26 protein-coding genes are annotated in these 23,267 nt (G+C 61.6%); 11 read left to right on the top strand and 15 right to left on the bottom strand.

What is annotated here, in order from left to right; genetic code table 11:
- The first annotated feature begins 68 nt into the window (after positions 1 to 68).
- From ACTG2J_RS00580 to trmL, 3 genes are all read left to right on the top strand, one after another.
- Entirely contained in the window at positions 69 to 764 is a 696-nt protein-coding gene (locus tag ACTG2J_RS00580) for a response regulator (protein ID WP_267514239.1), read from the top strand.
- A complete protein-coding gene (locus tag ACTG2J_RS00575) occupies positions 746 to 2,116 on the top strand; it encodes an ATP-binding protein (protein WP_005356054.1) in 1,371 nt (456 codons plus the stop codon). Before ACTG2J_RS00580 ends, ACTG2J_RS00575 begins: the two co-directional genes overlap by 19 nt.
- A gap of 74 nt (positions 2,117 to 2,190) precedes the next feature.
- The gene (trmL, locus tag ACTG2J_RS00570) at positions 2,191 to 2,655 is read left to right on the top strand and encodes a tRNA (uridine(34)/cytosine(34)/5-carboxymethylaminomethyluridine(34)-2'-O)-methyltransferase TrmL (protein ID WP_113740649.1); all 465 of its coding nucleotides are present in this window, start codon (positions 2,191 to 2,193) and stop codon (positions 2,653 to 2,655) included.
- A gap of 13 nt (positions 2,656 to 2,668) precedes the next feature.
- On the opposite strand, the gene dinF is transcribed toward trmL, so the two are convergent.
- The 4 genes from dinF to lexA form a co-directional block, all read right to left on the bottom strand.
- The gene (gene dinF, locus ACTG2J_RS00565; RefSeq protein ID WP_113740648.1) at positions 2,669 to 4,030 is read right to left on the bottom strand and encodes an MATE family efflux transporter DinF; all 1,362 of its coding nucleotides are present in this window, start codon (positions 4,028 to 4,030) and stop codon (positions 2,669 to 2,671) included.
- Positions 4,031 to 4,032: 2 nt separating this feature from the next.
- Positions 4,033 to 4,659: an SCO family protein gene (locus ACTG2J_RS00560; protein ID WP_439997061.1), complete on the bottom strand. Its 627-nt coding sequence runs from the start codon at positions 4,657 to 4,659 to the stop codon at positions 4,033 to 4,035.
- Positions 4,660 to 4,869: 210 nt separating this feature from the next.
- On the bottom strand, positions 4,870 to 5,085 hold the full coding sequence (locus ACTG2J_RS00555; protein WP_005356042.1) for a hypothetical protein: 216 nt from the start codon (positions 5,083 to 5,085) through the stop codon (positions 4,870 to 4,872).
- 484 nt (positions 5,086 to 5,569) lie between these two features.
- Positions 5,570 to 6,193 carry a transcriptional repressor LexA gene (lexA, locus tag ACTG2J_RS00550; RefSeq protein ID WP_005339540.1) on the bottom strand — a complete coding sequence of 208 codons (624 nt, stop codon included), beginning with the start codon at positions 6,191 to 6,193 and terminating at the stop codon, positions 5,570 to 5,572.
- A gap of 205 nt (positions 6,194 to 6,398) precedes the next feature.
- Here lexA and plsB point away from each other — a divergent pair, with 205 nt between their 5' ends.
- Positions 6,399 to 8,822 (top strand): glycerol-3-phosphate 1-O-acyltransferase PlsB, encoded by a 2,424-nt coding sequence (gene plsB, locus ACTG2J_RS00545; protein ID WP_107683348.1) that lies wholly within the window; start codon positions 6,399 to 6,401, stop codon positions 8,820 to 8,822.
- Positions 8,823 to 8,891: 69 nt separating this feature from the next.
- Here the strand turns inward: plsB and ubiA are convergent, their stop codons facing one another.
- Both ubiA and ACTG2J_RS00535 read right to left on the bottom strand, forming a co-directional pair.
- Positions 8,892 to 9,761 (bottom strand): 4-hydroxybenzoate octaprenyltransferase, encoded by an 870-nt coding sequence (ubiA, locus tag ACTG2J_RS00540; RefSeq protein WP_005339536.1) that lies wholly within the window; start codon positions 9,759 to 9,761, stop codon positions 8,892 to 8,894.
- Positions 9,758 to 10,294 (bottom strand): chorismate--pyruvate lyase family protein, encoded by a 537-nt coding sequence (locus ACTG2J_RS00535; protein WP_047434103.1) that lies wholly within the window; start codon positions 10,292 to 10,294, stop codon positions 9,758 to 9,760. Before ACTG2J_RS00535 ends, ubiA begins: the two co-directional genes overlap by 4 nt.
- A 145-nt stretch (positions 10,295 to 10,439) precedes the next feature.
- On the opposite strand from ACTG2J_RS00535, the gene ACTG2J_RS00530 reads away from it, so the two are divergent.
- Positions 10,440 to 10,874, top strand: a complete 435-nt coding sequence (locus tag ACTG2J_RS00530; RefSeq protein WP_005339527.1) for a flagellar basal body-associated protein FliL — start codon at positions 10,440 to 10,442, stop codon at positions 10,872 to 10,874.
- A 113-nt stretch (positions 10,875 to 10,987) separates the two neighbouring features.
- Positions 10,988 to 11,152 (top strand): hypothetical protein, encoded by a 165-nt coding sequence (locus tag ACTG2J_RS00525; protein ID WP_005339525.1) that lies wholly within the window; start codon positions 10,988 to 10,990, stop codon positions 11,150 to 11,152.
- 20 nt (positions 11,153 to 11,172) lie between these two features.
- On the opposite strand, the gene ACTG2J_RS00520 is transcribed toward ACTG2J_RS00525, so the two are convergent.
- The 4 genes from ACTG2J_RS00520 to ACTG2J_RS00505 all read right to left on the bottom strand — a co-directional run bounded on the left by ACTG2J_RS00520 (position 11,173) and on the right by ACTG2J_RS00505 (position 13,878).
- On the bottom strand, positions 11,173 to 11,505 hold the full coding sequence (locus ACTG2J_RS00520) for a DUF2799 domain-containing protein (RefSeq protein ID WP_047434106.1): 333 nt from the start codon (positions 11,503 to 11,505) through the stop codon (positions 11,173 to 11,175).
- Positions 11,506 to 11,642: 137 nt separating this feature from the next.
- Positions 11,643 to 11,768, bottom strand: a complete 126-nt coding sequence (locus ACTG2J_RS00515) for a hypothetical protein (protein WP_005339521.1) — start codon at positions 11,766 to 11,768, stop codon at positions 11,643 to 11,645.
- Positions 11,769 to 11,842: 74 nt separating this feature from the next.
- Positions 11,843 to 12,823 (bottom strand): acrylyl-CoA reductase (NADPH), encoded by a 981-nt coding sequence (gene acuI, locus ACTG2J_RS00510; RefSeq protein WP_047434108.1) that lies wholly within the window; start codon positions 12,821 to 12,823, stop codon positions 11,843 to 11,845.
- A 32-nt stretch (positions 12,824 to 12,855) separates the two neighbouring features.
- Positions 12,856 to 13,878 carry a LacI family DNA-binding transcriptional regulator gene (locus ACTG2J_RS00505; RefSeq protein ID WP_439989115.1) on the bottom strand — a complete coding sequence of 341 codons (1,023 nt, stop codon included), beginning with the start codon at positions 13,876 to 13,878 and terminating at the stop codon, positions 12,856 to 12,858.
- Between the two features lie 251 nt (positions 13,879 to 14,129).
- Here ACTG2J_RS00505 and ACTG2J_RS00500 point away from each other — a divergent pair, with 251 nt between their 5' ends.
- From ACTG2J_RS00500 to ACTG2J_RS00490, 3 genes are read left to right on the top strand one after another with little or no spacing between them, the layout of a single operon-like run.
- Positions 14,130 to 14,573, top strand: a complete 444-nt coding sequence (locus ACTG2J_RS00500) for a PTS sugar transporter subunit IIA (protein WP_088868151.1) — start codon at positions 14,130 to 14,132, stop codon at positions 14,571 to 14,573.
- Positions 14,574 to 14,608: 35 nt separating this feature from the next.
- Positions 14,609 to 14,896, top strand: a complete 288-nt coding sequence (locus tag ACTG2J_RS00495) for a PTS sugar transporter subunit IIB (RefSeq protein ID WP_005356014.1) — start codon at positions 14,609 to 14,611, stop codon at positions 14,894 to 14,896.
- A gap of 51 nt (positions 14,897 to 14,947) precedes the next feature.
- Positions 14,948 to 16,207, top strand: coding sequence for a PTS ascorbate transporter subunit IIC (locus ACTG2J_RS00490; protein WP_113740655.1), 1,260 nt, complete (start codon positions 14,948 to 14,950; stop codon positions 16,205 to 16,207).
- Between the two features lie 78 nt (positions 16,208 to 16,285).
- Here ACTG2J_RS00490 and waaA read toward each other — a convergent pair whose 3' ends face one another.
- Positions 16,286 to 17,551, bottom strand: a complete 1,266-nt coding sequence (gene waaA, locus ACTG2J_RS00485) for a lipid IV(A) 3-deoxy-D-manno-octulosonic acid transferase (protein WP_113740641.1) — start codon at positions 17,549 to 17,551, stop codon at positions 16,286 to 16,288.
- 1 nt (position 17,552) lies between these two features.
- Positions 17,553 to 18,587 carry a lipopolysaccharide heptosyltransferase II gene (gene waaF / locus ACTG2J_RS00480; RefSeq protein ID WP_042030388.1) on the bottom strand — a complete coding sequence of 345 codons (1,035 nt, stop codon included), beginning with the start codon at positions 18,585 to 18,587 and terminating at the stop codon, positions 17,553 to 17,555.
- A 218-nt stretch (positions 18,588 to 18,805) separates the two neighbouring features.
- Between waaF and ACTG2J_RS00475 the strand changes: the two genes are divergently transcribed.
- Complete coding sequence (locus ACTG2J_RS00475; protein WP_439989116.1) at positions 18,806 to 19,582, top strand: glycosyltransferase family 2 protein; 777 nt, start codon at positions 18,806 to 18,808, stop codon at positions 19,580 to 19,582.
- A 51-nt stretch (positions 19,583 to 19,633) separates the two neighbouring features.
- Here ACTG2J_RS00475 and ACTG2J_RS00470 read toward each other — a convergent pair whose 3' ends face one another.
- Entirely contained in the window at positions 19,634 to 20,671 is a 1,038-nt protein-coding gene (locus ACTG2J_RS00470) for a glycosyltransferase family 9 protein (RefSeq protein WP_113740639.1), read from the bottom strand.
- 134 nt (positions 20,672 to 20,805) lie between these two features.
- Between ACTG2J_RS00470 and coaD the strand changes: the two genes are divergently transcribed.
- On the top strand, positions 20,806 to 21,291 hold the full coding sequence (gene coaD, locus ACTG2J_RS00465) for a pantetheine-phosphate adenylyltransferase (RefSeq protein WP_005357393.1): 486 nt from the start codon (positions 20,806 to 20,808) through the stop codon (positions 21,289 to 21,291).
- Positions 21,292 to 21,384: 93 nt separating this feature from the next.
- Here the strand turns inward: coaD and ACTG2J_RS00460 are convergent, their stop codons facing one another.
- Positions 21,385 to 22,257 carry a VirK/YbjX family protein gene (locus tag ACTG2J_RS00460; RefSeq protein WP_371155592.1) on the bottom strand — a complete coding sequence of 291 codons (873 nt, stop codon included), beginning with the start codon at positions 22,255 to 22,257 and terminating at the stop codon, positions 21,385 to 21,387.
- 177 nt (positions 22,258 to 22,434) lie between these two features.
- Entirely contained in the window at positions 22,435 to 23,247 is an 813-nt protein-coding gene (gene mutM / locus ACTG2J_RS00455; RefSeq protein ID WP_439989117.1) for a bifunctional DNA-formamidopyrimidine glycosylase/DNA-(apurinic or apyrimidinic site) lyase, read from the bottom strand.
- Positions 23,248 to 23,267: the final 20 nt, after the last annotated feature.

The raw sequence follows: 23,267 nt of genomic DNA, 5'->3' as shown, positions 1-23,267 counted from the left end.
CGATGAAAAACTTATTATACCCTGACCCCGGCGTCAGTTTGGCGCGAAAATCTGCGGAATAACACCAGATGAACAGAATACTCCTGGTCGACGACGATCTTGAATTGACCCAACTGCTCACCGAAATTCTGACCCTGGAGGGATTTCAGGTCACGGTCGCCGAGGATGGTGAAGAGGGGCTGCAACGGCTGGCGGAGCAGAGCTTCGATCTGGTGCTGCTGGATGTAATGATGCCCAAACTCAACGGCTTTGCCATGCTGACCAAGCTGCGCAAGACCCACGATACCCCGGTGCTGATGCTGACCGCCCGCGGTGACAGCCAGGATCGGGTCAACGGTCTGGAAGCGGGTGCCGACGACTATCTGGCCAAGCCATTCGATGACAGGGAGCTACTGGCCCGGGTACGCGCCATCCTGCGCCGTACCCAGAGCGTCCCGCCCCAGCGCGGCAGCTCCTCCGACGAAGTACACTTCATGGATATCGTGCTGCAACCCGGCCTGCAGCAGGCCCGCTGCGGCGAACAACTGCTGGAGCTGACCGCCACCGAGTTTGGCCTGCTGGAGTGCCTGCTGCGCAATCCCGGCCAGATCGTCAGCAAGAGCCACCTCTCCGAGCAGGTGCTGGGCAAGAAGCTGGAACCCTTCGATCGGGCCATCGACATGCACCTGAGCAACCTGCGCAAGAAGCTGCCGGACCGCACCGATGGCCAGCCCCGCTTCAAAACCGTACGGGGGCGCGGGTACCTGTGGCTAGAGCAAGAATAGAGCGCATCAACTCCCTAAACGGGATCTCGACCCACATCTTCCTCTGGTTCTGGTTCATGCTGCTGGTGATGCTGGCCGCCGTGATCAGCCTGCCGACCCTGGATCCCCGCAACCAGATCCCGCTGCCGACCCACGAAGTGGCGCGGATGCAGAACAACGTGCAGGCCCTGCTCAACGCCGCCGAGCCGGATCAGGATTTCGATCTGGCCAAAGCGATGGACAAGATCGCCATGCTGCCGGTGGACAACGTCTACCTGCGCGACGAGAAGGGGCAGATCCAGTCCACCACCCATCCGCGCAAGTTCGTGGTGCGCTTTATGGTGGATGCCGATGATCCGGCCAATCCCATGCTGGGCAACGAGGATCGCAAGGCGATCGCCGGCCCCTTCCTGATGGAGCACCACGGCCATCGCTATCACGTCTATTTCGGCCTCAATGCCGAGAACCCCTACCTGTTCCTGTTCATACAGGTGCTGGATCACCCGATCCGCATTCTGGGCATCTCGATGCTGGTCAGCACCCCGCTCTGCCTGCTGCTCGCCTGGCGGCTGACCCGCCCCATCCTGCAGTTACAGAAGTCGGTCTCCCAACTGGCGGCTGGCAATCTGGAAGTACAGATCCCCAACCTGGGACGGGGCGACGAGATCGGCCAGCTGGCGGACAACGTCAGCCGCATGGTAGAGACGCTCAAGAGCATGATCCAGAAGCAGAAACAGCTGCTTTCCGATATCTCCCACGAGCTGCGCAGCCCCCTCACCCGGATGCAACTGGCGCAGGCGCTGATCCGCCGCAAGCAGGGTGACAGCGCCGAGCTGGCGCGGATCGAATCGGAGATCGGACGGCTGGACAAGCTGATCGGCGATCTGCTGGATCTGTCGCGAGTGCAGCAGCATGTGGAGGCGCCGGTGGTACATCCGCTGGCCGACCTGCTGGAGCCCATCCTCGAAGATGCCATGTTCGAGGCAAACCAGAGCGGCAAACAGCTCAGACTGCCGCCACTGCCCGCAGAGTCGATCCAGATGTGGCCCGAGCTGCTGGCCCGGGCGGTGGAGAACCCCCTGCGCAACGCCCTCAAATATGCCCGCGAGTTCATCAAGGTGGACTGGTATCGGGAGGGACTGGAGTGGGTGATGACCATTCGGGATGACGGCCCCGGGGTGCCTGACGAGCAGCAGGCGCTGCTGTTCCAGCCCTTCTTCCGGGTCGATGATGCCCGCAACGCCAAGACTGGCGGCACCGGGCTGGGGCTGGCCATAGCCTCGGAGGCAATACAGCGCCACGGCGGCACCATTGCGGCCAGCAACAATCACCCGACCGGGCTGACCATCACCATCCGCTTGCCCATCGCCTGATCCTTTTCATCCGGACGGGCGCTGGGTATGCTGGCGCCCCTTCTTGGCTTTACATCTCTTTGCAGGAGCTCGTCATGCTCGATATCGTCCTCTACCAGCCGGAAATTCCGCCCAACACCGGCAATATCATCCGGCTCTGCGCCAATACCGGTTACCGGCTCCACCTGATCGAGCCGCTGGGATTTGAGTGGGATGACAAGCGGGTAAAGCGGGCGGGACTCGACTATCACGAGTTTGCTGAGGTGAAGCGCTGGCCGAGCTATGAGGCTTTTCTGGCCGCCGTGGCGCCCAAGCGGGTGTTTGCCTGCACCACCAAGGGCCGCACCGCGCACTCGGCAGCACAATATGCCCTTGGCGACGCCCTGCTGTTTGGCCCGGAGAGTCGCGGCCTGCCCATCAAGATCATCGAGAGTCTGCCATTCGAGCAGCGGCTGCGCATCCCTATGGTGCCCCAGAGCCGCAGCATGAACCTCTCCAACGCGGTATCTGTCTTTGTCTACGAGAGCTGGCGCCAGCTCGGCTACGACGGTGCCATGTAAGCGCCACCGATGATCAGTGGCGGGCGTCGAGCAGATGCCCGCTGCGCTCCAGCCGCCAGCAAGTAACCCCCAGCGACAGACCTCGCCCCACCATCAGCGCCGCCATCGCCGCCCATAACGCGGCCACGCCCCAAGACTGACAGAGCCACCAGATCGGGAAGAAGCCGCCAAACGCGGCCAGCAACATGCTGTTGCGCATCTCCCGCGCCCGGGTCGCCCCGATAAATACGCCATCCAGCAGGAAACACCAGACCGCCAGCAAGGGCATAGCGATCAGCCAGGGAAGCTGACGATGTGCCTCCGCCACCACGGCCGGAATGTCGGTGATATAGCCGATAAGGTGGGCACCAAAGAGGGCAAACACCAGGGTAAAACCACTGGCGATGAGGGCGGCCCAGCCCAGATTGAGCACGATGGCCTCCCGCAGTTTCTGCCGATCCCGCTGACCGATGGCTCGTCCTACCATGGCCTCCACCGCATAGGCAAAACCATCGAGCCCATAGGAGATGAGCATCAGGAAGTTGAGCAGCACCGCATTGGCGGCCACCGCCACATCCCCCAGTCGTGCCCCTTGCAGAGTCATGAAGGCGAAGCAGAGCTGCAAACAGAGGGAGCGCAGGAAGATATCGCGGTTGAGGCCGAGCAGCCGCACCATGGGCGCGAGCTGTCGCCAGCGCTGCCAGCCATCCTGCCACACCGTCGGCGCCAGTTGCCCCAGCTGACGGCGTACCAGCCAGATGCCGACGGCCAGCGCGCAGTAGTCCGCCATGACCGAGGCCGCCGCCACACCCCGTACCTGCCAGCCAAGCCCCAGCACAAAAAGGGCATCGAGCGCCATATTGACCAGATTGGTGAGGATCAACATCACCATCGGGCTGCGGGCATCCTGCATCCCCAACAGCCAGCCCATGATCACCAGATTGCAGAGCGCCGCCGGAGCGCTCCAGATCCGCACCGCCACGTATTGGCCCGCATAGAGCTGCACCTCGGGCGAGCCGCCACTCAGGGCGATCAATCTCGGCAACAGGGGGAAGAGCAACAGAAGCAGCATCAACCCCAAGGCGATAGCCAGCCCCAGTACCCGCAGCAGGGTATCAAGCTGGGCACGACCGTCGGCGGCGCCGTGCGCCTGCGCCGTCAGCCCGGTGGTCGACATCCGCAAAAAGCCGAGCAGCCAGAAGATGAGGTTGATCAGGGTCGCACCGACCGAGACGCCCCCCAGAAACCAGGCCTGACCGAGATGACCGATCACCCAGGTGTCCACCAGCCCCAGCAAGGGGGTGGTGATATTGGAAAAAACCATGGGCAGAGCGAGCGCAAAGACGGCGCGGTGGCGAGAGGGATCTCGCCAACAGGGAGCAACAGCTGGGGTCACGCTCAGTGGCCGGCCAGCTTCAGAATGCGGGCGAAGTCAGAGAGCATAGTGGCCATCTGCACTCTGGGCACCTGACCCGGCGCCACTTGCGGACGGAATACCGCCTGCAGCTTGCCCTTGGGATTGATGAGCACGATGGAGGCGGAGTGATCGATCAGGTAATCCTTCTCCCCCTGATTGGCGATGGAGTAGATCAGCCCCAGATTGCGCACAAACGGGAACAGTTTGTCGTGGGGGGCGGTGGCCGCCTTGAACTCGGAATTGAAGAAGGCGGTATAGGTCTTGAGACGTGGAATATCATCACGCTGGGGATCCGCCGAGATAAACACCACCTGACTGTCGGGCGCCATCTTCTTCAGCTGGTCATAGACGGAGCGCATATCTGCCAGGGTGGTGGGGCAGATATCGGGGCAGAAGGTGTAACCGACAAACAGGAAGGTCCAGTGCCCCTTCAGGTTGGCAGGGGTGAACGGCTGGTTGTCCGCATCGGTAAAGGCAAAATCATTGATGTCCCGCCCCGCCGGATAATAATCGGCCTGTTCCGGCTGCTCTGGCTGCGTGGCGTAAAACACCAGAATCAGACAGGCTGTCAGCAGCAGAAAGAGCAGGGGATAGCGGAGCTTCATCATAACAAGAGACCCTTTCAGTTCGAGGCAGATGGCCAGCAGTGACCGGACAAGAGGGGGGCATTGTACCCCAGCGAGCCGCCAAGGTGGTTCAACCTTGTGCAACGCCCTGTCAGGAGTCGACCATTTGGCATAATTAATCGCCAGTTGCGGCCATAAAAAAACCGGCCCCCTCGGGTGCCGGTTATGGATGGATTTGTTTGTCTCTTCTGCTCAGGGGCGAACGTTGCGTCCCTGCTGCAACATCTTGCCGATGGCCCGCACGCCGATGGGAATCACGGGGGCCAGCCAGCCCTCTTCCCCCTGGCGATCACCGTGACCCCGTTTGAACAGCAGCACCAGACGCACCACCTTCTCTTTCGGGCATCCCAGCCAGAGCGTCCAGTGCGAACCACGATGGTGCAGCCAGAGACCGTAAAACCAGGTCATCCGGCTACCTTTGACAAAACGGGTGATTGACGATTCCGCTGGCGCAGCCCCAGCCTCTGAATCCCATGGCGATCTTGATGCCATACCAGTCCTCCTTGACCGACAGGTCATGTTGCTTCGTCGGCCTGAACTGGGAACAGGCCCGTCACGACTATCTGCAACCATTACGAGTGGTCCCCTTTGCCCGACAAGGCTCGGGATCTCCCCACTCCCCCTTCATATCCCGTGAAGGTGTACTGCCCGATTCTCGTTGTTACCGGCCCTCCCGTACCGACGCATTGCGATGGTCAGAGGGAGGCGCCAAGGCCTGTCTCGGCGACAGGGCACTGATCTGAGCATATATCTGAAATGGATGATTGGTAGCCGGTCGCGCAGGACAAAAATGCCGCCGCCGATGATCTGTTTGATATGACAGGGAAAGTGCGCCAGAAACAGCACGGCCTCCCGAAGGAGGCCGTGTGGCAAACGCAGTTGGCGGGGATGATTACATCCAGTCGGCGTTGCGGATTACCCCGACAGCCAGCCCCTCGATGGTGAGCTGCTGGCAGGAGAGATCCACCTCGATGGGGGAGAGCTCTTCATTTTCCGGCAGCAGCCATACCTGACTGCCCTTGCGCTGGAAGCGCTTGACGGTGACATCCTCATCGAGACGGGCAACCACCACCTGACCGTTGCGCACCTCCTGGGTCTTGTGCACAGCCAGCAGATCGCCATCCAGAATGCCGATGTTCTTCATGCTCATCCCCTGTACCCGCAGCAGAAAATCTGCGCGCGGGTGGAACAGGGCGGGATCCACCTGATAGTGGCTCTCGATATGCTCCTGAGCCAGAATGGGTTCACCGGCGGCAACCTTGCCGATGAGCGGCAGGCCGCTCTCTTCCAGCACCTCTTCCTCTTCGAGCAACAGGCGAATGCCGCGGGACGTGCCCGGCATGATCTCGATGACCCCTTTTTTGGCCAGGGCCTTCAGATGTTCTTCGGCCGCATTGGCCGACTTGAAACCAAGCTTCTGGGCAATCTCGGCACGAGTCGGCGGCATGCCGGTCTCGCTCATGTTCACCTTGATCAGCTCCAGCACTTCGGCCTGGCGGGGGGTAAGGGGTTTCATAGAATTGGCACCTGTCTTTTTATACAGCACACTGGCAGTATATACAGTGCAGTGGCCAAGGCAAGGCGCAGCTGACATTTGTCGCAACCAACCCCCTCATTTACTGCTGTTTTGATCCTGCGCAGCTGACTCATCGTACCTCTCGGCGACAAGGGGCTGTCGATTTGCTATGCTCACGCCGCATTTTTTTGGAGAGCAGACGCACATGTCCCTAGGACAGAAGATTTCCAGAGCCATCTTGCAATGGCCGGTCAGCGGCTTGGTCAATCACAAGAGCCTGCCGGAAAATCCCATCACAGAACTCAATCTGGATCCGGCCAGACCCATCGTCTATGCCCTGAAAACCAGTTCGATCACCGACCTGATGACCCTGCAGCAGTGCTGCGAGGATCTCGGTCTGCCCGGTCCCTTCACGCCGCTGGAACTGAACGGCCAGCTGCTGCCGCGCTATGTCTGTCTGGACCGTCCGCCTCCCCTGTTTGGCAAACGCAGCAAACCGCTCCCCTTCCTGCAAGAGTTCCACCAGCTGCTGGACCTACACAAGCAAGATCCCGAGCTGGATATCCAGGTGGTGCCCGTCACCCTGTTCTGGGGCCGCGCTCCGGGTCGGGAAGGGGAAGAAGCCTCCGGCCTCAACATCATCAGCAGCCTGGCGCCGAACCGGCTGAAGAAGGCACTTATCGTGATCCTCAAGGGGCGCGAGAATCTGGTGCGCTTCTCGCCGCCGCTCTCCCTGCGCTACATGGCGGACAAGCACGGCACTGACGAGGCCATCGCCCACAAGCTGGCACGAGTGGCCCGTACCCACTTCAGCCGTCAGCAGCTGGCTGCCACCGGCCCGAAACTGCCGAACCGCAACCTGCTGTTCAAGCAGCTGCTCGACTCCGCGGTGATCCAGCAGGCGATTGAAGAGGAGGCCCAGCGCGAAGGGATCAGCCTCGAGAAGGCGCAAAAGCGTGCCCATGGCTACATGGACGAGATCGCCTCCAACTTCTCCTACCGGCTGATCCGCCTGGGCGAGAGCTTCCTCGGCTGGCTGTGGAACAAGCTCTACCGCGGTTTGTCGGTCAATGGCGCCGAGAAGGTGCGCCAGCTGGCGCAGGAAGGGCACGAGATCGTCTACGTTCCCTGCCACCGCAGCCACATGGACTACCTGCTGCTCTCCTACGTCATCTACCACCAGGGGATGGTGCCGCCCCATATCGCGGCAGGCATCAACCTCAACTTCTGGCCGGCGGGCCCCATATTCCGCCACGGCGGCGCCTTCTTCATTCGCCGCACCTTCAAGGGCAACCCGCTCTACAGCACGGTATTCCGGGAATACCTCAACCTGCTGTTTGCCAAGGGTTACTCGGTAGAGTTCTTCACCGAAGGTGGTCGCTCCCGTACCGGCCGTCTGCTGCCGCCCAAGACCGGCATGCTGGCGATGACCCTGCAGGCAATGATGCGCGGGCTGGACAGGCCGGTCACTCTGGTGCCGGTCTATCTGGGTTACGAGCACGTGATGGAGGTGAACACCTACCACAACGAGCTCAAGGGCAGCCGCAAGGAGAAAGAGAGCTTCCTGCAGGTGCTCGGCATCCTGCGCAAGCTGCGCAACTACGGCCGTGGTTTCGTCAACTTCGGCGAACCGCTGACCCTCAACAGCTACCTGAGCGAACATATCCCCGACTGGAAAAAGCACATCGGGGAAGAGGAGCGTCCGGAGTGGATGGCGGGCACTGTCAACAATCTGGCCGAACTGCTGATGACCCGCATCAACGGCGCTGCCGCGGTCAACGGCCTGACCCTGAGTGCGCTGGCGCTGCTGGCCGCCGAGCGCCACGCCCTGACCCGCGACGAGTTGCAGGCCCAGCTCAACACCTATCTGGATCTGCTCAAGGCGGTGCCCTACAGCCCGCAGAGCACCATTCCGGATGAGGATGCCAAGACCCTGCTGGATCAGGCGATGGAGCTCAACAAGTTCGAGGTGAGCGAGGACAAGCTGGGTCAGATCATCAGTCTCGACCGCTATCAGGCGATCCTGCTGACCTACTACCGCAACAACATCCTCCACCTGTTCGCCATGCCCTCTCTGGTGGCGGCATTGATCGAACGGTGCGAAGGGATCTCCCGCAGCGAGATCATGGCCCGTTGCATCGACATCTATCCGCTGCTCAAGACCGAGCTGTTCCTGCGTTATGAAGAGGATGAGCTGCCAGCGCTGGTCGACAGCCTGCTCGACGCTCTGCAGACCCAGCAACTGATCGAGACCCGCGATGACGGCTACTGGGTCAATCCGGCCAACCAGATGCGCCTGCTGCTGCTGGCGGAGAGCATTCAGGAGACCCTGCAACGGTACGCCATCGTGCTGACCCGGGTGTTGGCCCAGCCTCACATCGAGGCGGAGCAGCTGGAGGCGGACGGCCTGATGATGGCAGAGCGCCTCGGCACCCTGCACGGCATCAACGCCCCCGAGTTCTTCGACCAGAAGCTGTTCAGCACCCTGATCCACACCTTGCGCAAAGAGGGTTACCTCTCTCCCGAGTGCAAGCCGGATCTTGGCCGCTTCCAGGCGCTGGCCGACAACATAGTGCCGCTGCTGAGCAACAAGATCCGCCGCACCATTCAGGCGGGCAATCAGCTCTAATCAGCAACGCAAACAAAGAAGGCCGCATGATGCGGCCTTCTTTTTTATCGGAGTCTGCGCGGGAACATGTCACGCCAGCAGGTAATCGAGCACCAGACCGGCAAACACCAGCGCCCCCACATAGTTGTTGTTGAGAAACGCCTGGAAGCAGGCTTCCCGCTGCCGCTCGCGAATAAGCCGCTGCTGATAGACAAACAGCACCGCCGCCCCCAGCAATCCCCAGTAATACCAGCCCCCCAGCGTCATCAGTTGCCCGACCGCCAGCAACAGCAGCAGCGTCGAGAGTTGCAATGCGCCGATGATCCGTTTGTCGTAACGACCAAACAGGATGGCGCTGGATTTGAGGCCGATCTTGAGGTCGTCATCCCGATCCACCATGGCGTACTGGGTGTCGTAAGCCACCGTCCAGAGCAGATTGGCAAAGAAGAGCAACCAGGCCACCAGCGGCAGGGCATCCGCCTGCGCCGCATAGGCCATCGGGATCGACCAGGAGAAGGCCATCCCGAGCACCAGCTGGGGATTGGAGATAAAGCGCTTCATGAAGGGGTAACTCACCGCCAGCAGCAGGGCGACAAACGACAGGCCGATGGTGAGCGGATTCATGGTCAGCACCAGACCAAACGAAATGAGCGCCAGCACGAAGAAGAGCGCCAACACCTCCCACGGTTTGACTCTGCCCGTGGGCAAGGGGCGACCGGCGGTGCGTTTGACGTGGCCATCGAAGTTGCGATCCGCATAATCGTTGATCACGCACCCTGCCGAGCGCATCAGAAAGACGCCGACCACAAACACGGTCAGCACCCAGAGATTGGGTAGGCCACCAGCGGCCAGCCAGAGCGCCCACAGGGTTGGCCACAGCAGCAACAGAGTACCTATGGGCTTGTCGACGCGGGCCAACTGCATGTAGGCAAGTCCCCGCTCCTTGGTTAACAGATTCACTCCAGCTCCTTGTCACAGACGAGAGAGGGCAGAAACAGCTCGTGCACCAGCAGTGGCCACTGCCCCAGAAACAGACGGGAACGACGCCCCCAGACAGTGGCGGCCGGGCAACGGGGATTGGCGGCAATATCGAAACGGGCCAGCTGCAGATGATCGCGGCGGACAGGCTCATGGCCAAATACCCGCTCACCCAGCGGCTGCTCGCCAAGCTCGGCAATGCCGCTCCCTTGCAATGCGTCATCGGCAAACAAGGTCCAGCCCAGCACGGCGGGCCCACGATCCCCATGCAGGATCACCTCGCGGCAGGTACCGGCCGGCGAGGCCGAATCCACCAGCCACTGCTCATCGGCAGTAAGGGCGACCGGGTGATTGCCCAGCCACTCCACCGAAAAGTGGCGATTGTGCTGACGCAGCCGCCGGGTCATGGAACCTGGCTCCAGCAGCCAGGGGCGCAAGCTGGCGGGCAATTCGCAACATTCGGGGGCCAGCCACCCGCTTAACGGCGTGAGGGGAACAGTCAACTCGGACTTCACAGCTTCACCATCCAGAGATTTCCGTGTTCAGGTTAAAATCCGGTTTATTATCCGTAAATCAATAGCGAAATGTAAGAACATCCGTGCTTGACGGCCCCGATGGCAACATCAAAAATGGGTTATCTCTTGCTGATGAGCCATCTATATGAAGATCTTCAAAATTCTGCTGGTGTTGTTACTGAGCTGTGGCGCCCTGCAGCAGCAAGCTCTGGCTGAAGATGAGCCGCCCGCCGAGGGCGCAGAGGGGGCTGCCAAGCCCGGTTTCTCCTACCACGCGCTCGATCCCGACATCATCACCAACTACCTGAGTGATAGCAAAACCCTCGGTTATATCCGGGTCACGGTAGAGCTGATGGCGGAAAACGAAGCCGACCTCAAACTGCTGGAGCAGCATGACCCGCTGATCCGCGATGCCATCATCCGCCTGATTGGCAGCAAAAATGCCGATCAAGTGAAGTCCCTGACCAACCGAGAAGAGCTGCGCAAGGAGTGCGAGACAACCGTCAACGAACTGCTGGTGAAAGAGACCGGCAAGAAAGCGGTGCGCGAGCTTATCTTCACCAAGTTCCTCTACCAGTAATCCCTCCCGAAACAATCGCTTATTGGCATATCGGCCAATAAGCGAGCTTTGCCGGTTTATTCGAAATGAAAATCGATTACAATACGGGCCGTCAAGTCGTAGAGGTAGTCGTCATGGGCAGCAAAACCCTGTGTGAATGGCGCCGCCACGAGATCCCCACCGATCTCAAGGCGTTGCGCAAGATAGTCCGCAAACCCAAGTTTGTCTGCAGCAAGTGCGCCCGCAGTGCCAATGACAAGGGTTACCTCTGCCAGCCGCTGCGTTTGAAAGAGGAGTAACGCCCCTCCCTGTCAGGGCGTTATTGATCGGTCCACCCCTGACGTCCCTGTTCGAACAATCTGCGCGCCTGGGTATCATTCGGGCAAACGCCGCGATACTCCTCGCCTGAGCGGCCAGCCAGATAGAGGTGCTCGGGGCGGCAATACCATGCCAATCCCTTCTGATGTCCCTGCTTCCACAGTTCGGCATCCACCTTCTTGCCACACTGGCCCTGATGGAACTCGATCCGCTCGGTGGTGAAGCCCAGCTTGCCATCCGCCTCCCCCACCTCACTCCACACCTTCTCGCAGGGATCATCGTTGGAGACACAGCCACCCAGCAGGGCAGCCAACAATATGATGGAGAGTCGCATAGTCATCCTTGAGCGTCATTTGGGCAGTTCATTCTACCCAGCGCCCCGCCCCTGACCAAGGACGAACGCTCAGCCATGTGAGCGCGGCAAAAAAATCAGGCGGGCCCAAAGCCCGCCTGTTCGTTCAATGCCGTGGTTCACTGGTCATCGAAAGTGTCATCATCCTGCCAGCTTTCATCTTCCCACTGATCCAGCTCTTCTTCCCAGGAATCCGGCTCCCAATCATCATCAGAGGAGTCGTAATCCGGCTTGTGTCCACCCATCTTCACTCTCCTTGGATAGTTCACCCGCACTCCAATTTTATCCGGAATTGTCGGGCTCGCCAGTCAGAGAGAGTTCAAAGTTTGACCAGGGTGCGACCGGCGATCTGGCCTTGCGTGATGGCCTCGGCGGCCTCCACTACCTGCTCCAGCCCAATCTCGGTGACCGCCTGAGCGAAGAAGCAGGCAGGAAGATCTCGTGCCAGTCGCTGCCACGCCAGTTGACGACGTTCAAACGGGCACATCACCGAATCGACCCCCTGCAACCGCACGTTGCGCAGGATGAAGGGCATCACACTGGTAGGCAGATCAAAGCCACCCGCCAGCCCGCAGGCCGCCACGGCGCCGCCATAGTTCATCTGAGCCAGCAGCTTGGCCAGCACCTGACTGCCGACGGTATCGATGGCACCGGCCCACAGCTGCTTCTCCAGCGGTTTGGCAGGCACCAGCAGTTCGCTGCGCGGCACGATGCGGCTGGCACCCAACGCAGTGAGCATGGCGCCCTGCTCTTCGGGACGACCGGTCAGCGCCGCCACCTGATAGCCCAGGGCCGCCAGCAGGGCGACCGAGGTGGCCCCCACACCGCCTGCCGCACCGGTGACCAGCACCTCGCCGCTATCTGGAGTAATGCCCGCCTCTTCCAGCGCCAGCACGCAGAGCATGGCGGTGAGACCGGCGGTACCGATGCACATGGCCTGGCGCTCATCCAGCCCGGCGGGCAACGGCACCAGCCAGTCCCCCTTGACCCGCGCCTGTTCGGCCATGCCGCCCCAGTGCCCTTCGCCCACGCCCCAACCGGTCAGCACCACCTTGTCGCCGGGCTGATAGCGGCTGTCGGCAGATTCGAGCACGGTACCGGCGAAGTCGATGCCGGGCACCAGCGGCCACTGGCGCACGATCTTGCCTTTGCCGGTGATGGCCAGCCCGTCCTTGTAGTTGATGGAGCTGTAAGCGACCGCTACCCGCACTTCACCTTCCGGCAACTGGCTCTCGGCCAGCCGGGTCAGAGTCGGTACAGTCTTGCCGTCTTGGTTTTCCAGTAACAGAGCCTTGAACATGGTTGCCTCTTTGATGACGAGTGAAACGGGGATCAGCTGCTTTGGCGCTTTTGCAGTTGAAAATCGAGAGCCAGAGCAGTGCCCATCACGGGCTCCCCGGCCAGTTGGCGCAGGATCAGCTCGGCAGCCTCCTGCCCCATTTTGCGATAGGGGATCCTGACCGAAGTAAGGGTCGGATAACAGGCGCGCGCCACATCCAGATCGTCAAATCCGGCGATGGCGAGTTTGCCCGGCACATTCAAATGGCGACGCTGGCACTCGAACAGCACGCCAGCCGCCAGTTCGTCGTTGACGCAGATCAGCGCGTCCAGCTCGGGCCAGCGCAGCAGAAATTCACCCAGCATGGTGGCGCCGGTGCTGAAACTGGGCCGCTCAGAGGTGTTGATGATGGCATCGGGGGAGAGGTAGTTGTCGAGCAGCGCCTTCTGCCAGCCCTGCATCCGCTGTTGCAGCATCCACTGCTCCTGACGGGCACAGAGAAAACCTATATTGCGGTAGCCCCGCTCGATAAGGTGGTGGGTGAGCTGATAACCGGCATCGAAGTTGGAGACTCCCACATTCATGTCGATGGGACTGCGGGCCATGGCACCCACTTCCACCACCGGCAGGCGGGAGGCTTTCAGGCGAGTACGGATCGTCTCGCCGGGATCGCCACCAAACAGTACCACCGCCGCCGGATTGTGCTGCAAAAAGCTGGTCAGCAGGCGCTCTTCCTGCTGTTTCAGATGCTGGGCATCCCCCAGCATGATCTGGTAACCCTCCTCGAGCAGGGTCTGTTGCAGGCCAGCGATCATCTCGCTACAGCCCGCTTCCGCCAGACTCGGGACGATGACTACGATGGTCTGGGAAGTCGCAGAGGCCAACGCCCCGGCGGCCCGATTGGGGATATAGCCGAGCTCTTCCACCGCGGCTTCGATGCGCTCGCGCATCCTGTCGGAGACCATCTCCGGCGTGCGCAGGGCACGGGAAACCGTCATGGCCCCCACACCGGCCAGCTGGGCCACATCGTTGAGGGTCACCCGACCCGTGCTACGGCGCTTTTTCGCTTCTGACATCCATCCCATCCTCGGCTTGCGGCTGCTCACTTTAAGGCAAAAGAGCGCCACTGACTATTTGCTCAGGGCCGATTCTACTCTCTTTCCCCTACCGCAGGGGCAGGATGGCTCCCGTTAATGGGTGAAGTGATAGCGCTATCACAGTTTGATGTTAGCGCTATCTGATAGCGCTAACTTTCGCGATCACCCTCACAGTTTCACCACTGCAAGATCGATAGATTGGCGCCATCTTAACTAGCCGGATCACCACCATGCTGACTCAACTGCTGACCGAGGATGTCATCCGCATCGAACCCGCAGCCCGCGACTGGCGTCATGCCATCGAACTGGCGACGGTGCCCCTGCTGGCCAATGGCACCATCGAGCCCTCCTACGTGGCGGCACTGTTTCGCTCTCATGAAGAGCTCGGCCCCTACTACGTGCTGGGCCCCGGTCTGGCGATGCCCCATGCCCGCCCCGAGGACGGCGTCAACCGGCTGGGTCTGGGGCTGACTGTCATCAAGCAGGGGGTCAACTTCGACTCCGAGGGCAACGACCCGATCCGGCTGCTGATCACCCTGGCAGCCAGCGACAGCAACTCCCACGTGGAGACCATCGCCCAACTGGCCGAGCTGTTTATGAATGAAGAGGACGTGGCGGCCATTATCGCGGCCGACACCAAAGACGACATCCTGCGCATTCTGGCGCGCTATTGATCTGCGCCACTGCGCACCTGACAGAGGAAGAGACAATGAAAATTCTGGTTGTATGCGGTCACGGTCTGGGCACCAGCCTGATGATGGAGATGAGCATCAAGAGCATCCTGAAAGAGCTGGCAGTCACCGCCGAGGTGGATCACCGCGATCTGGCCTCCGCCGGCAGCGAAACCGCCGAGATCTTTGTCGCCACCCGCGACATCGCCGAGCAGCTGCAATCCATGGGGGTCAACGGCCGTCTGGTGGCCCTCGACAACATGGTCGACAAGGCCGCGATGAAAGAGAAGCTCGCCACCGCCCTGCGCGAACTGGGCGCCCTCTAAGGATCCTCCATGCGGCCTGCGGGCCGCATCTTCCGTTGCCAGGAGCTGACCATGGAATTTTTCAACTTTCTGATGTTTGACGTGCTGTCCGAGCCCGCCGTGCTGGTCGGCCTGATCGCGCTTATCGGCCTGATTGCCCAGAAGAAACCGGTGACCGAGTGCATCAAGGGCACGGTCAAGACCATCATGGGTTTCGTCATTCTGGGGGCCGGTGCTACCCTGGTGATCAACTCGCTGGGTGACTTTGCCGTCATCTTCCAGCACGCCTTCGGCATCAAGGGGGTCGTCCCCAACAACGAGGCCATCGTCTCCATCGCCCAGACCTCGTTTGGCAAGGAGATGGCGATGATCATGTTCTTCGCCATGCTGGTGAACATCCTGATCGCCCGTCTGACCCCGTGGAAATTTATCTTCCTGACCGGTCACCACACCCTGTTCATGTCGATGATGGTGGCAGTGATCCTCTCTGCCGGCGGCATGAGTGGCGCGCCGCTGATAGCGGTGGGCAGTCTGGTGGTCGGCGTAGCTATGGTCTTCTTCCCGGCCATCGCCCACCCCTTCATGAAGCAGATCACCGGCTCCGATGACGTGGCGCTGGGCCACTTCTCCACCTGCTCCTACGTGCTCTCCGCCCTGATCGGCGCCAAGTTCGGCAACAAGGCCCACAGCTGCGAAGATGTGCAGGTACCGAAGAGCTTGCTGTTCCTGCGCGATACCCCGGTGGCCATCTCCTTCACCATGGGCATCATCTTCCTGGTGACCTCCGCCTTCGCTGGCCCCGAGTTTGTCTCCAGCGTCGCCAAGGGCAAGCACTGGTTCATGTTCTCCCTGATGCAGTCCATCACCTTCGCCGCCGGTGTCTACGTCATCCTGCAGGGTGTGCGGATGGTCATCGCCGAGATCGTTCCGGCCTTCAAGGGGATCTCCGACAAGCTGGTGCCGAACGCCAAACCGGCGCTCGACTGCCCCATCGTCTTCCCCTACGCCCCCAACGCTGTACTGATCGGCTTCCTGTCGAGCTTTGCCGCCGGTCTGGTGGGGATGGCACTTCTCTACGTGATGGGGCTGACCGTCATCATCCCGGGCGTGGTACCGCACTTCTTCGTCGGCGCCGCTGCCGGGGTCTTCGGCAACGCCACCGGTGGTCGTCGCGGCGCCATCCTGGGCTCCTTCGCCAACGGCCTGCTGCTGCTCACCATTCTGCCGGTGTTCCTACTGCCGGTGCTGGGCGACCTCGGTTTCGCCAACACCACCTTCAGCGACTCCGACTTCGGTGTGGTCGGCATCCTGCTGGGGCTGATCGTTCGCTAATTCCGGTCACCGCCAAAAACAAAACGGAGCGCATCGCGCTCCGTTTTTTTATGGCTGAGATGTATGAAAGGCTGAAACTCAGTCGTTCTCCAGCGCAGTGAGGCAGTGCGAGAGAGTGCGCGCCAGCGCACCCTGATTGCGCAGCACCACGGCGCGGGCCTGCTCCCCCATCTCGCGGCGGGCACTTGCATCAGCAAACAACTGGCTCACCTGCTCGCCCAGCTCGGCGGCATCGGCCACGATGGCGGCGCCACCCTGAGCCACCAGCTGGCGGGTGATGTCGCTGAAGTTGAAGTAGGCGGGCCCAGTCAGGCAAGGCTTGCCTAGCGCCGCCGGCTCCAGCAGGTTGTGACCGCCAATCTTCACCAGACTGCCGCCGACGAAGGCCACATCGGCCGCCGCCAGCATCAGCGGCAGCTCGCCCATGGTATCGCCGAGATAGACCTTATCCTCCGCACGCACCACAGCACCATTAGTGCGCCGCACGCAGCCATGAGAGGCACACAGTTCGGCCACCCGGTCGAACCGCTCGGGGTGGCGCGGTACCAGAATGAGCAGCGCATCGGGATGGCGTTTGAGCAGCAGGTCGAAAGCGGCCAGCACCTGCTCATCCTCACCCTGATGGGTGCTGGCGGCGATCCAGACTGGCCGATCCGCCCCCAGTTGCTGGCGCAGGGCGCGACCTTTGGCCTGCACCTCGTCACCAAACTGGATGTCGAACTTGATGGAGCCGGTCACTGCCAGCCGTGAACGATCGATACCGAGACGAGCGAAGCGGTCGGCGTCATCCTGATGCTGACAGAGCAGATGGGTCAGCGGCCGGCTCAGGGCATCGAAAGCGCCGTGGAAACGGGCATAACGCTGGCAGGAACGCTCGGAGAGGCGGGCATTGATGATGGTCACCGGCAGATGGCGCGCCTCGCAGGCGGCCAGCCAGTTCGGCCACAGCTCGGTCTCCATCACCCAGAGCGCGCGCGGCTTGAAGGTGTCGAGAAAGACGGCAATGGCCCAGGGGTAGTCGAGCGGCGCGTAGCGATGGATCACCAGATCCCCCAGCTTGGCAGCCTGATCGGCGCCGGTGCGGGTGGTGGTGGTGAGCAGGATCGGCAGATCGGGCCGCTCCGCTTTCAGGGCGCGAATGAGCGGCGTAATGGCCAGCGTCTCCCCCACGCTCACCGCATGGATCCAGAGCGGGGCCTCCTGTCCGGTGGCGGGCAGCCGCCCGAGATGCTCGGCCCAGCGCTTGCCAAAGCCTGGCTTGCCTTTCTTCGGCTTGTAGAGGGCCAGCAGCGCCAGCGGCAATCCCAGATGGATCAGCAGGTTGTAGAGCAGACGGTAGGGCATCTTACTGACTCTGCTCCAGCTTCTTGCAGGCATCGACCACCTGCTCCGGCGCCAGGTCGATCAGGCACTTGAGATGGCCGAACTTGCAGGTGCGCTTGAAGCAGGGGCGGCACTCGATGTCGGTGTGGACGATCTCGACCCGATCCGCCAGCGGCGGGGTATAGAGCGGCGAGGTGGAGCCATAGACGCCCACCAGCGGCCGGTTGAGGGCGGCGGCGATGTGCATCAGGCCGGAGTCGTTGGAGATGACCCGGCTGGCCAGCGCCATCAGATCGATCGCCTCGTGCAGGCTGGTCTTGCCCGCCAGCACGTGGCAGTTGGGGCGAGTCAGCAGGTTGACCCGATCCCGGATGGTGTTGGCCACCGGCACATCCTTGTTGGAGCCGAAGATCCACACCTGCCACCCCTCGTCCAGATGCTGCTGAGCCACCACGGCGTAGTGCCCCTCCGGCCAGCGCTTGGCCGGGCCAAACTCGGCACCGGGGCAGAGCACCAGCACCGGGCGGGCGCGATCCAGCCCCAGTCGCTCCAGCGCCTTGCTCTGGTTGACCAGATCGACGTGCAGAGAGGGGTGGGGAATGGTCGGAATATCGGCCCGGCTCTTCATCTGCTCCTTGGGATAAGCGAGCGCCAGATAGCCCTCCACCATCAGCGGGAAGGCGGACTTGTTGCTGCGCATATCGTTGAGCAGGCCGAAGCGGTGCTCCCCTTTCCAGCCGGTACGCACCGGAATGCGGGCAAACCAGGGGATCAGCGCCGATTTCATGGAGTTGGGCTGGACGATGGCCTGATCGTACTTCTCGGCCGCCAGCTGCTTGCCGAGGCGGCGGCGCGCCACCAGCTTGAAGTCACCGTGGCCAAGGGGCATGGTGATCGCCTTGTCCACCTCCGGCATCCGCTCCAGCAGGGCGCAGCACCAGGCGGGGGCCATCACGTGCAGCTCGCACTCGGGATGGTTGGCCTTGATCGCCTTGTAGAGACTCTGGGACATCACCATGTCGCCGACCCAGGAGGGGCCGATCACCAATATTTTCATTACGCGTCTTCTCTCGGGTCTGGCCCGGCGGTTAATCATCACTGGGCGAGATTATGCCCCAAGAATGGTCGGATAAATAACAGAAGATCCTTACCTACCCGCCCTGACAGGGGAGACCAGCCGCCACCCGGGTCATGCCCCGGCCACGCTTTTAGGCTAGAATGGGCGCCAATTCGAGCATGTCCCGCCAGACGGGCAACAACCGAGAGCCCCATTTCGTGAAAAAACCGACTCTGGCTGCCGTTCTGATCGTCAAGAATGAAGCCGACAACCTGCGCAAGTGCCTCGCCTCCCTCGACGGACTGGTGGACGAGATCGTCATTCTGGACTCCGGCAGTCAGGACGAGACCCCGGCCATCGCCGCCGAATTTGGGGCCCGTTTCTTCGTCAACGCCAAGTGGCCCGGCTTTGGCAAACAGCGCCGACTGGCCCAGTCTCATGTGCAGTCCGACTGGGTGCTGTGGCTGGATGCCGACGAGCGGCTCACCCCCGAGCTGAAAACCGCCATCGCCAACGTGATGGCCAATCCGGCCAGCGACACCATCTACTCGCTGCCGCGCCTCTCCTGGGTCTTTGGCCGCTTTATCCGCCACAGTGGCTGGTATCCGGATCGGGTGCTGCGCCTCTATCCCAAGGCGCTCACCGGCTACAACGAGGCGCTGGTGCACGAGAAGGTGGAAGTGCGCGCCAACATGAAGATCGTCAACCTCTACGGCGACCTGCACCACTTTACCTATCGGGATCTGGAGCACTATCTGGTCAAATCCGCCGGTTATGCCCGCGCCTGGGCCGATCAGCGCACCGCTCGCGGCAAGAAGGGCTCCCTCAGTCAGGGGCTGATGCACGCCGTCGGCTGCTTCATCAAGATGTACCTGCTCAAGGCGGGCTTCCTCGATGGCAAGCAGGGGTTGCTGCTGGCGATCCTCTCCGCCCACTCCACCTTCGTCAAATACGCCGACCTCTGGGTGCGCCAGCAACCGCAGCAGCCGGAATAACCGTCATACGAAACAGGGCCCCGAGGGGCCCTGTTTGCATTGCTGCATACGTTACTTGCGCCAGAAAGGCGCCGCCCAGCGGGCCATCACCGGAACCATGGTCTTGGGATCGAGCTGACTCATATCCTCCGGGTGGTCGCTATCCTCCGGCGGGCTGAAGGCAAGGTGGCGCCCTTCGCTGTTGAGGGGCTTCCAGCGCAGCGGAGTAGCGGAGCGGCGCATCGGGAAGAAACCGATGGTCGGCACATCGAGCGCCCCGGCAATATGGAGCGGGCCGGTACTACCGGCGATAAACAAAGCGGCGTTGGCCAGCACCTGACAGAACATCGGCAGACCATCGCTGGAGCGGTAGATCCAGCCGTTGCCGCCGTGGGCCAGCAACTCGGCCGCCAGCTGTTCGGCCATCTTCTCCTCACCCGGGCCTGCGGTCAGCACGCACTGCAGCTCGGGGCAGGCCTGATTGAGCTTGATGATGATGCGGGCATACTGCTCGATGGAGAGATTGTTGGCCGAACCGCCGCTACCGGCATGCACCATCAGCCAGGGGCGGCTGGCATCGAGCTTGAGCTTGAGTGCCAGCTGCTCGCGCACCTGCCGCAAGGTCTCCTCATCGAACCGCAGGAAGGGGGTCTGGGGCTCCACCACGGCCACCTGCTGATCGGCCAGGAAGCGGCGGATCAGCTCCAGGTTGTACTCGGACTCCGGCTTCTGGGAACGGGAGCGGCGTTGCACCAGTCGCTGGTTGTAGAGCACCTGCGCCAGCTTGGTCGCCGGGGCCAGCCGATAAGGGATGTGTGCCTTCCACACCAGCATGGCGTTGCGGGAGTTGGAGAAGAGGCAGATGGACGCGTCGAACGCCGCCGCCTTGATCCGTGCCAGCAGCGCTCGCTGTTGCTCCTTGTCGGCACGCACGCCCGGATCGATGATCACCTCGTCAATCCAGGGGCAGAGCCGGGCCAGCGGCGCCGTGTAGGCCGGAACCAGGGCAGTCACATGACACTCCATGGAGCCTTTGAGCATGGCGAAACTCGGCCACGCCAGCATGAAGTCACCAATCTTGTCATTGCGAACGACCAGAATACGTTTCATAAAAAATCCCTTTGCTCCCTGTCACCAATGCAGGGAGGCTTGATGCGCGATGGCGTATTCTTGCCTGATGCACTGCTATTCTCAAGCGACGACCTTATAATGCGACCAAATTTCCAGGTTGCAGGACCGCAAAGATGACTACCAGGGTGATTTATCCCGGGACGTTTGATCCCGTTACCAATGGCCACGCCGATCTCATCGGCCGCGCCGCCAAGCTGTTTGACGAGGTGGTGGTCGGGGTCGCCAACAGCCCGAGCAAGCGCCCGCTGTTCGATCTGGCAGAACGTGTCCAGCTTGTCCAGCAAGTGACCAGCCAGCTTCCCAACGTCAAGGTGGTGGGCTTCTCCGGCCTGCTGGTCGATTTCGCCAAAGAGCATCAGGCCAACGTGCTGATCCGCGGCCTGCGCGCCGTCTCCGACTTCGAGTACGAGTTCCAGCTGGCCAACATGAACCGCCGCCTGATGCCCACGCTTGAGAGCGTCTTCCTCACCCCGGCGGAGGAGAACTCCTTTATCTCCTCCACCCTAGTGAAAGAGGTGGCGCTGCACGGCGGTGATATCCGCCAGTTTGTCGACCCCGTGGTGGCGCAGGCCATCGCCGCCAAACAGCAGCAGCGCTAATCCCTCCCCTGATTGGCAGAAACGAACAAGGGCTACCCGCGGGTAGCCCTTGCCGTTTCTGTCTCGCTATGGAGAGGTCAGCCTGCTTGCCAGTTACTGACGGGCAAACCGCTCATTCATCTCCTGCACCAGCAGATCGAGCCACTCGTAGCGGCGCCGATACATGGCCCGCTTCTTGGAGGCGATCTCCTCCAGCGGCTTGCGCGGCTGGGCTTGCAGAGCGACGAAGTTGGCATCCACATCCTGCGCGCCGAATTCCTGCCACAGCTCGTCATAATCGGCCTGCAAATTGGCTTTCTGCTTGCTGCTGTAGCGCTTGGCCTGAAACACGTGGGCCCGCTTGCGCACCGCCAGCACCTCTGCCGCCCCCATGGCCTGCGCCAGTTGCAGCACCAGCTGCACCAGCAGGGATTTGGGCCGCAGGCCATGCCCCTCTTTGGTCAGCTCGCGCACCCGATCCTGGGCATTGTCGACCGCAGGCTCCGGCCCCTGCATGGAGCCGATCATCAGAATCAAACGATCCACGCTGCCCGCCAGCGAAAAGGCGCAGCTGTAGAGGCGCTGCCCCTCGCCGTTGACGATGGAGAGCGCCAGCTCGGCCTCGCGGCGGAAGGTGCCATCGTGGCGCAGCAGAATGCGGCAGCCGCTCTGTGGATAGTGCCCCAGCGCGATCCCCTCGCCCAGATAGAGCGGGTCGATCAGCTGCGGGTAGCACTCCAGCAGCAAACGGTAGTGATTTTCCAGCATCTCGGCCCGCTCACGGGCGCTGGCACAGGCGAAGCGATAGGGTCGCATCGGCTTGTCGAGCAGCTCGGGATAGACCGCCGGCAGCGCCTTGAGCGAGTCGCACTGAAACAGACTGAAGACCCGACTCAGCGACTTGCGATAGAGCAGGCTGCGCAGCACAAACTTGCCGCGATTGAAGGTTTTCCGGTCACATCCCTCGGGGTAGAGGAAGCGGGCCATAGATTTTGCGCAATAGCGCTCCTGCCGGGATAAATATTCCCAGTCTATTGATTTAACTGTCATTTTTATATTCTCAAACCGCCTGAACGGTCGGGATACTAGTGACAGCTGTGCAAATCTTCAACAGAGTGGAAATACGCTGTTACAACTTCCCCCGGATCGGGGCAAAAAGTGCGCTCAGCGCTGGCAATGACTGCAAAAAACCGTGGTGCGCTGGCCCATTCTTGTCTCGGTCAGCAGGGTGTGACAGTGGAAACAGGGCTGACCGCCACGGCCGTAGACCTGCAACTGCTGCACGAAATAGCCCGGCTTGCCGTCGGCACTGGTGAAATCCTTGAGGGTGGTGCCGCCCTGTCTGATGGCTTCGGCCAGAACCCGCTTGATCTCGGCCACCAGGGTTCCCAGCCGCTCGGCACTGATATTGCCCGCCGCCCGTTTGGGGTGAATGCCGGCAGCATAGAGCGCCTCGTTGGCGTAGATGTTGCCCACCCCGACCACCACCTGATTGTCCATCAGGAACTGTTTGATGGCGGTGCTGCGCCCCTTGGCGCGCCCCTGCAGGTAATCAGCACTGAAGGCATCGGTGAGCGGCTCTGGCCCCAGCTTGGCGAGCAGCGCGTGGGCTTCGGCCGGTTCCCGGGTCCAAAGCAGGGCGCCGAAGCGGCGCGGATCGTTGAGCCGCAGCAGCTTGCCATTCTCCAGCTCGATATCCACGTGGTCGTGCTTCTCGGCTGGCATGCCGATATCCAGCACCCGCAGGCTGCCGGACATCCCCAGATGAAGGATGGCGGTGCCGAAATCGGTCTCCAGCAGCAGGTATTTGGCGCGGCGACGCACCCGATGGATGGTGAGGTCCACCAGCTCCTGAATCTCACCGGGGATCGGCCAGCGCAGGCGGCCATCCCGCACCACCACGCGCGTCACCTTGATACCGGTGAGCCAGGGTGAGATCCCCTGACGACTGACTTCAACTTCTGGCAATTCAGGCATGGGCACCTCGCAAGGAAAAG

The organism is Aeromonas sp. 6P (assembly GCF_051919525.1).
Taxonomy (GTDB): Bacteria; Pseudomonadota; Gammaproteobacteria; order Enterobacterales; family Aeromonadaceae; genus Aeromonas; species Aeromonas veronii.
The sequence above is the reverse complement of the archived record's forward strand: the minus strand, read 5'-3'. Positions and strand labels throughout refer to the sequence as shown.

Excerpts from the sequence above, each read along its gene's own strand:
- ACTG2J_RS00580 (WP_267514239.1), top strand. The coding sequence starts at position 69 with ATGAACAGAATACTCCTGGTCGACGACGATCTTGAATTGACCCAACTG.
- trmL (WP_113740649.1), top strand. The coding sequence starts at position 2,191 with ATGCTCGATATCGTCCTCTACCAGCCGGAAATTCCGCCCAACACCGGC.
- ACTG2J_RS00560 (WP_439997061.1), bottom strand. The coding sequence starts at position 4,659 with ATGATGAAGCTCCGCTATCCCCTGCTCTTTCTGCTGCTGACAGCCTGT.
- ACTG2J_RS00555 (WP_005356042.1), bottom strand. The coding sequence starts at position 5,085 with ATGACCTGGTTTTACGGTCTCTGGCTGCACCATCGTGGTTCGCACTGG.
- lexA (WP_005339540.1), bottom strand. The coding sequence starts at position 6,193 with ATGAAACCCCTTACCCCCCGCCAGGCCGAAGTGCTGGAGCTGATCAAG.
- plsB (WP_107683348.1), top strand. The coding sequence starts at position 6,399 with ATGTCCCTAGGACAGAAGATTTCCAGAGCCATCTTGCAATGGCCGGTC.
- ACTG2J_RS00530 (WP_005339527.1), top strand. The coding sequence starts at position 10,440 with ATGAAGATCTTCAAAATTCTGCTGGTGTTGTTACTGAGCTGTGGCGCC.
- ACTG2J_RS00525 (WP_005339525.1), top strand. The coding sequence starts at position 10,988 with ATGGGCAGCAAAACCCTGTGTGAATGGCGCCGCCACGAGATCCCCACC.
- ACTG2J_RS00520 (WP_047434106.1), bottom strand. The coding sequence starts at position 11,505 with ATGCGACTCTCCATCATATTGTTGGCTGCCCTGCTGGGTGGCTGTGTC.
- ACTG2J_RS00515 (WP_005339521.1), bottom strand. The coding sequence starts at position 11,768 with ATGGGTGGACACAAGCCGGATTACGACTCCTCTGATGATGATTGGGAG.
- acuI (WP_047434108.1), bottom strand. The coding sequence starts at position 12,823 with ATGTTCAAGGCTCTGTTACTGGAAAACCAAGACGGCAAGACTGTACCG.
- ACTG2J_RS00505 (WP_439989115.1), bottom strand. The coding sequence starts at position 13,878 with ATGTCAGAAGCGAAAAAGCGCCGTAGCACGGGTCGGGTGACCCTCAAC.
- ACTG2J_RS00500 (WP_088868151.1), top strand. The coding sequence starts at position 14,130 with ATGCTGACTCAACTGCTGACCGAGGATGTCATCCGCATCGAACCCGCA.
- ACTG2J_RS00495 (WP_005356014.1), top strand. The coding sequence starts at position 14,609 with ATGAAAATTCTGGTTGTATGCGGTCACGGTCTGGGCACCAGCCTGATG.
- ACTG2J_RS00490 (WP_113740655.1), top strand. The coding sequence starts at position 14,948 with ATGGAATTTTTCAACTTTCTGATGTTTGACGTGCTGTCCGAGCCCGCC.
- waaA (WP_113740641.1), bottom strand. The coding sequence starts at position 17,551 with ATGCCCTACCGTCTGCTCTACAACCTGCTGATCCATCTGGGATTGCCG.
- waaF (WP_042030388.1), bottom strand. The coding sequence starts at position 18,587 with ATGAAAATATTGGTGATCGGCCCCTCCTGGGTCGGCGACATGGTGATG.
- ACTG2J_RS00470 (WP_113740639.1), bottom strand. The coding sequence starts at position 20,671 with ATGAAACGTATTCTGGTCGTTCGCAATGACAAGATTGGTGACTTCATG.
- coaD (WP_005357393.1), top strand. The coding sequence starts at position 20,806 with ATGACTACCAGGGTGATTTATCCCGGGACGTTTGATCCCGTTACCAAT.
- ACTG2J_RS00460 (WP_371155592.1), bottom strand. The coding sequence starts at position 22,257 with ATGGCCCGCTTCCTCTACCCCGAGGGATGTGACCGGAAAACCTTCAAT.
- mutM (WP_439989117.1), bottom strand. The coding sequence starts at position 23,247 with ATGCCTGAATTGCCAGAAGTTGAAGTCAGTCGTCAGGGGATCTCACCC.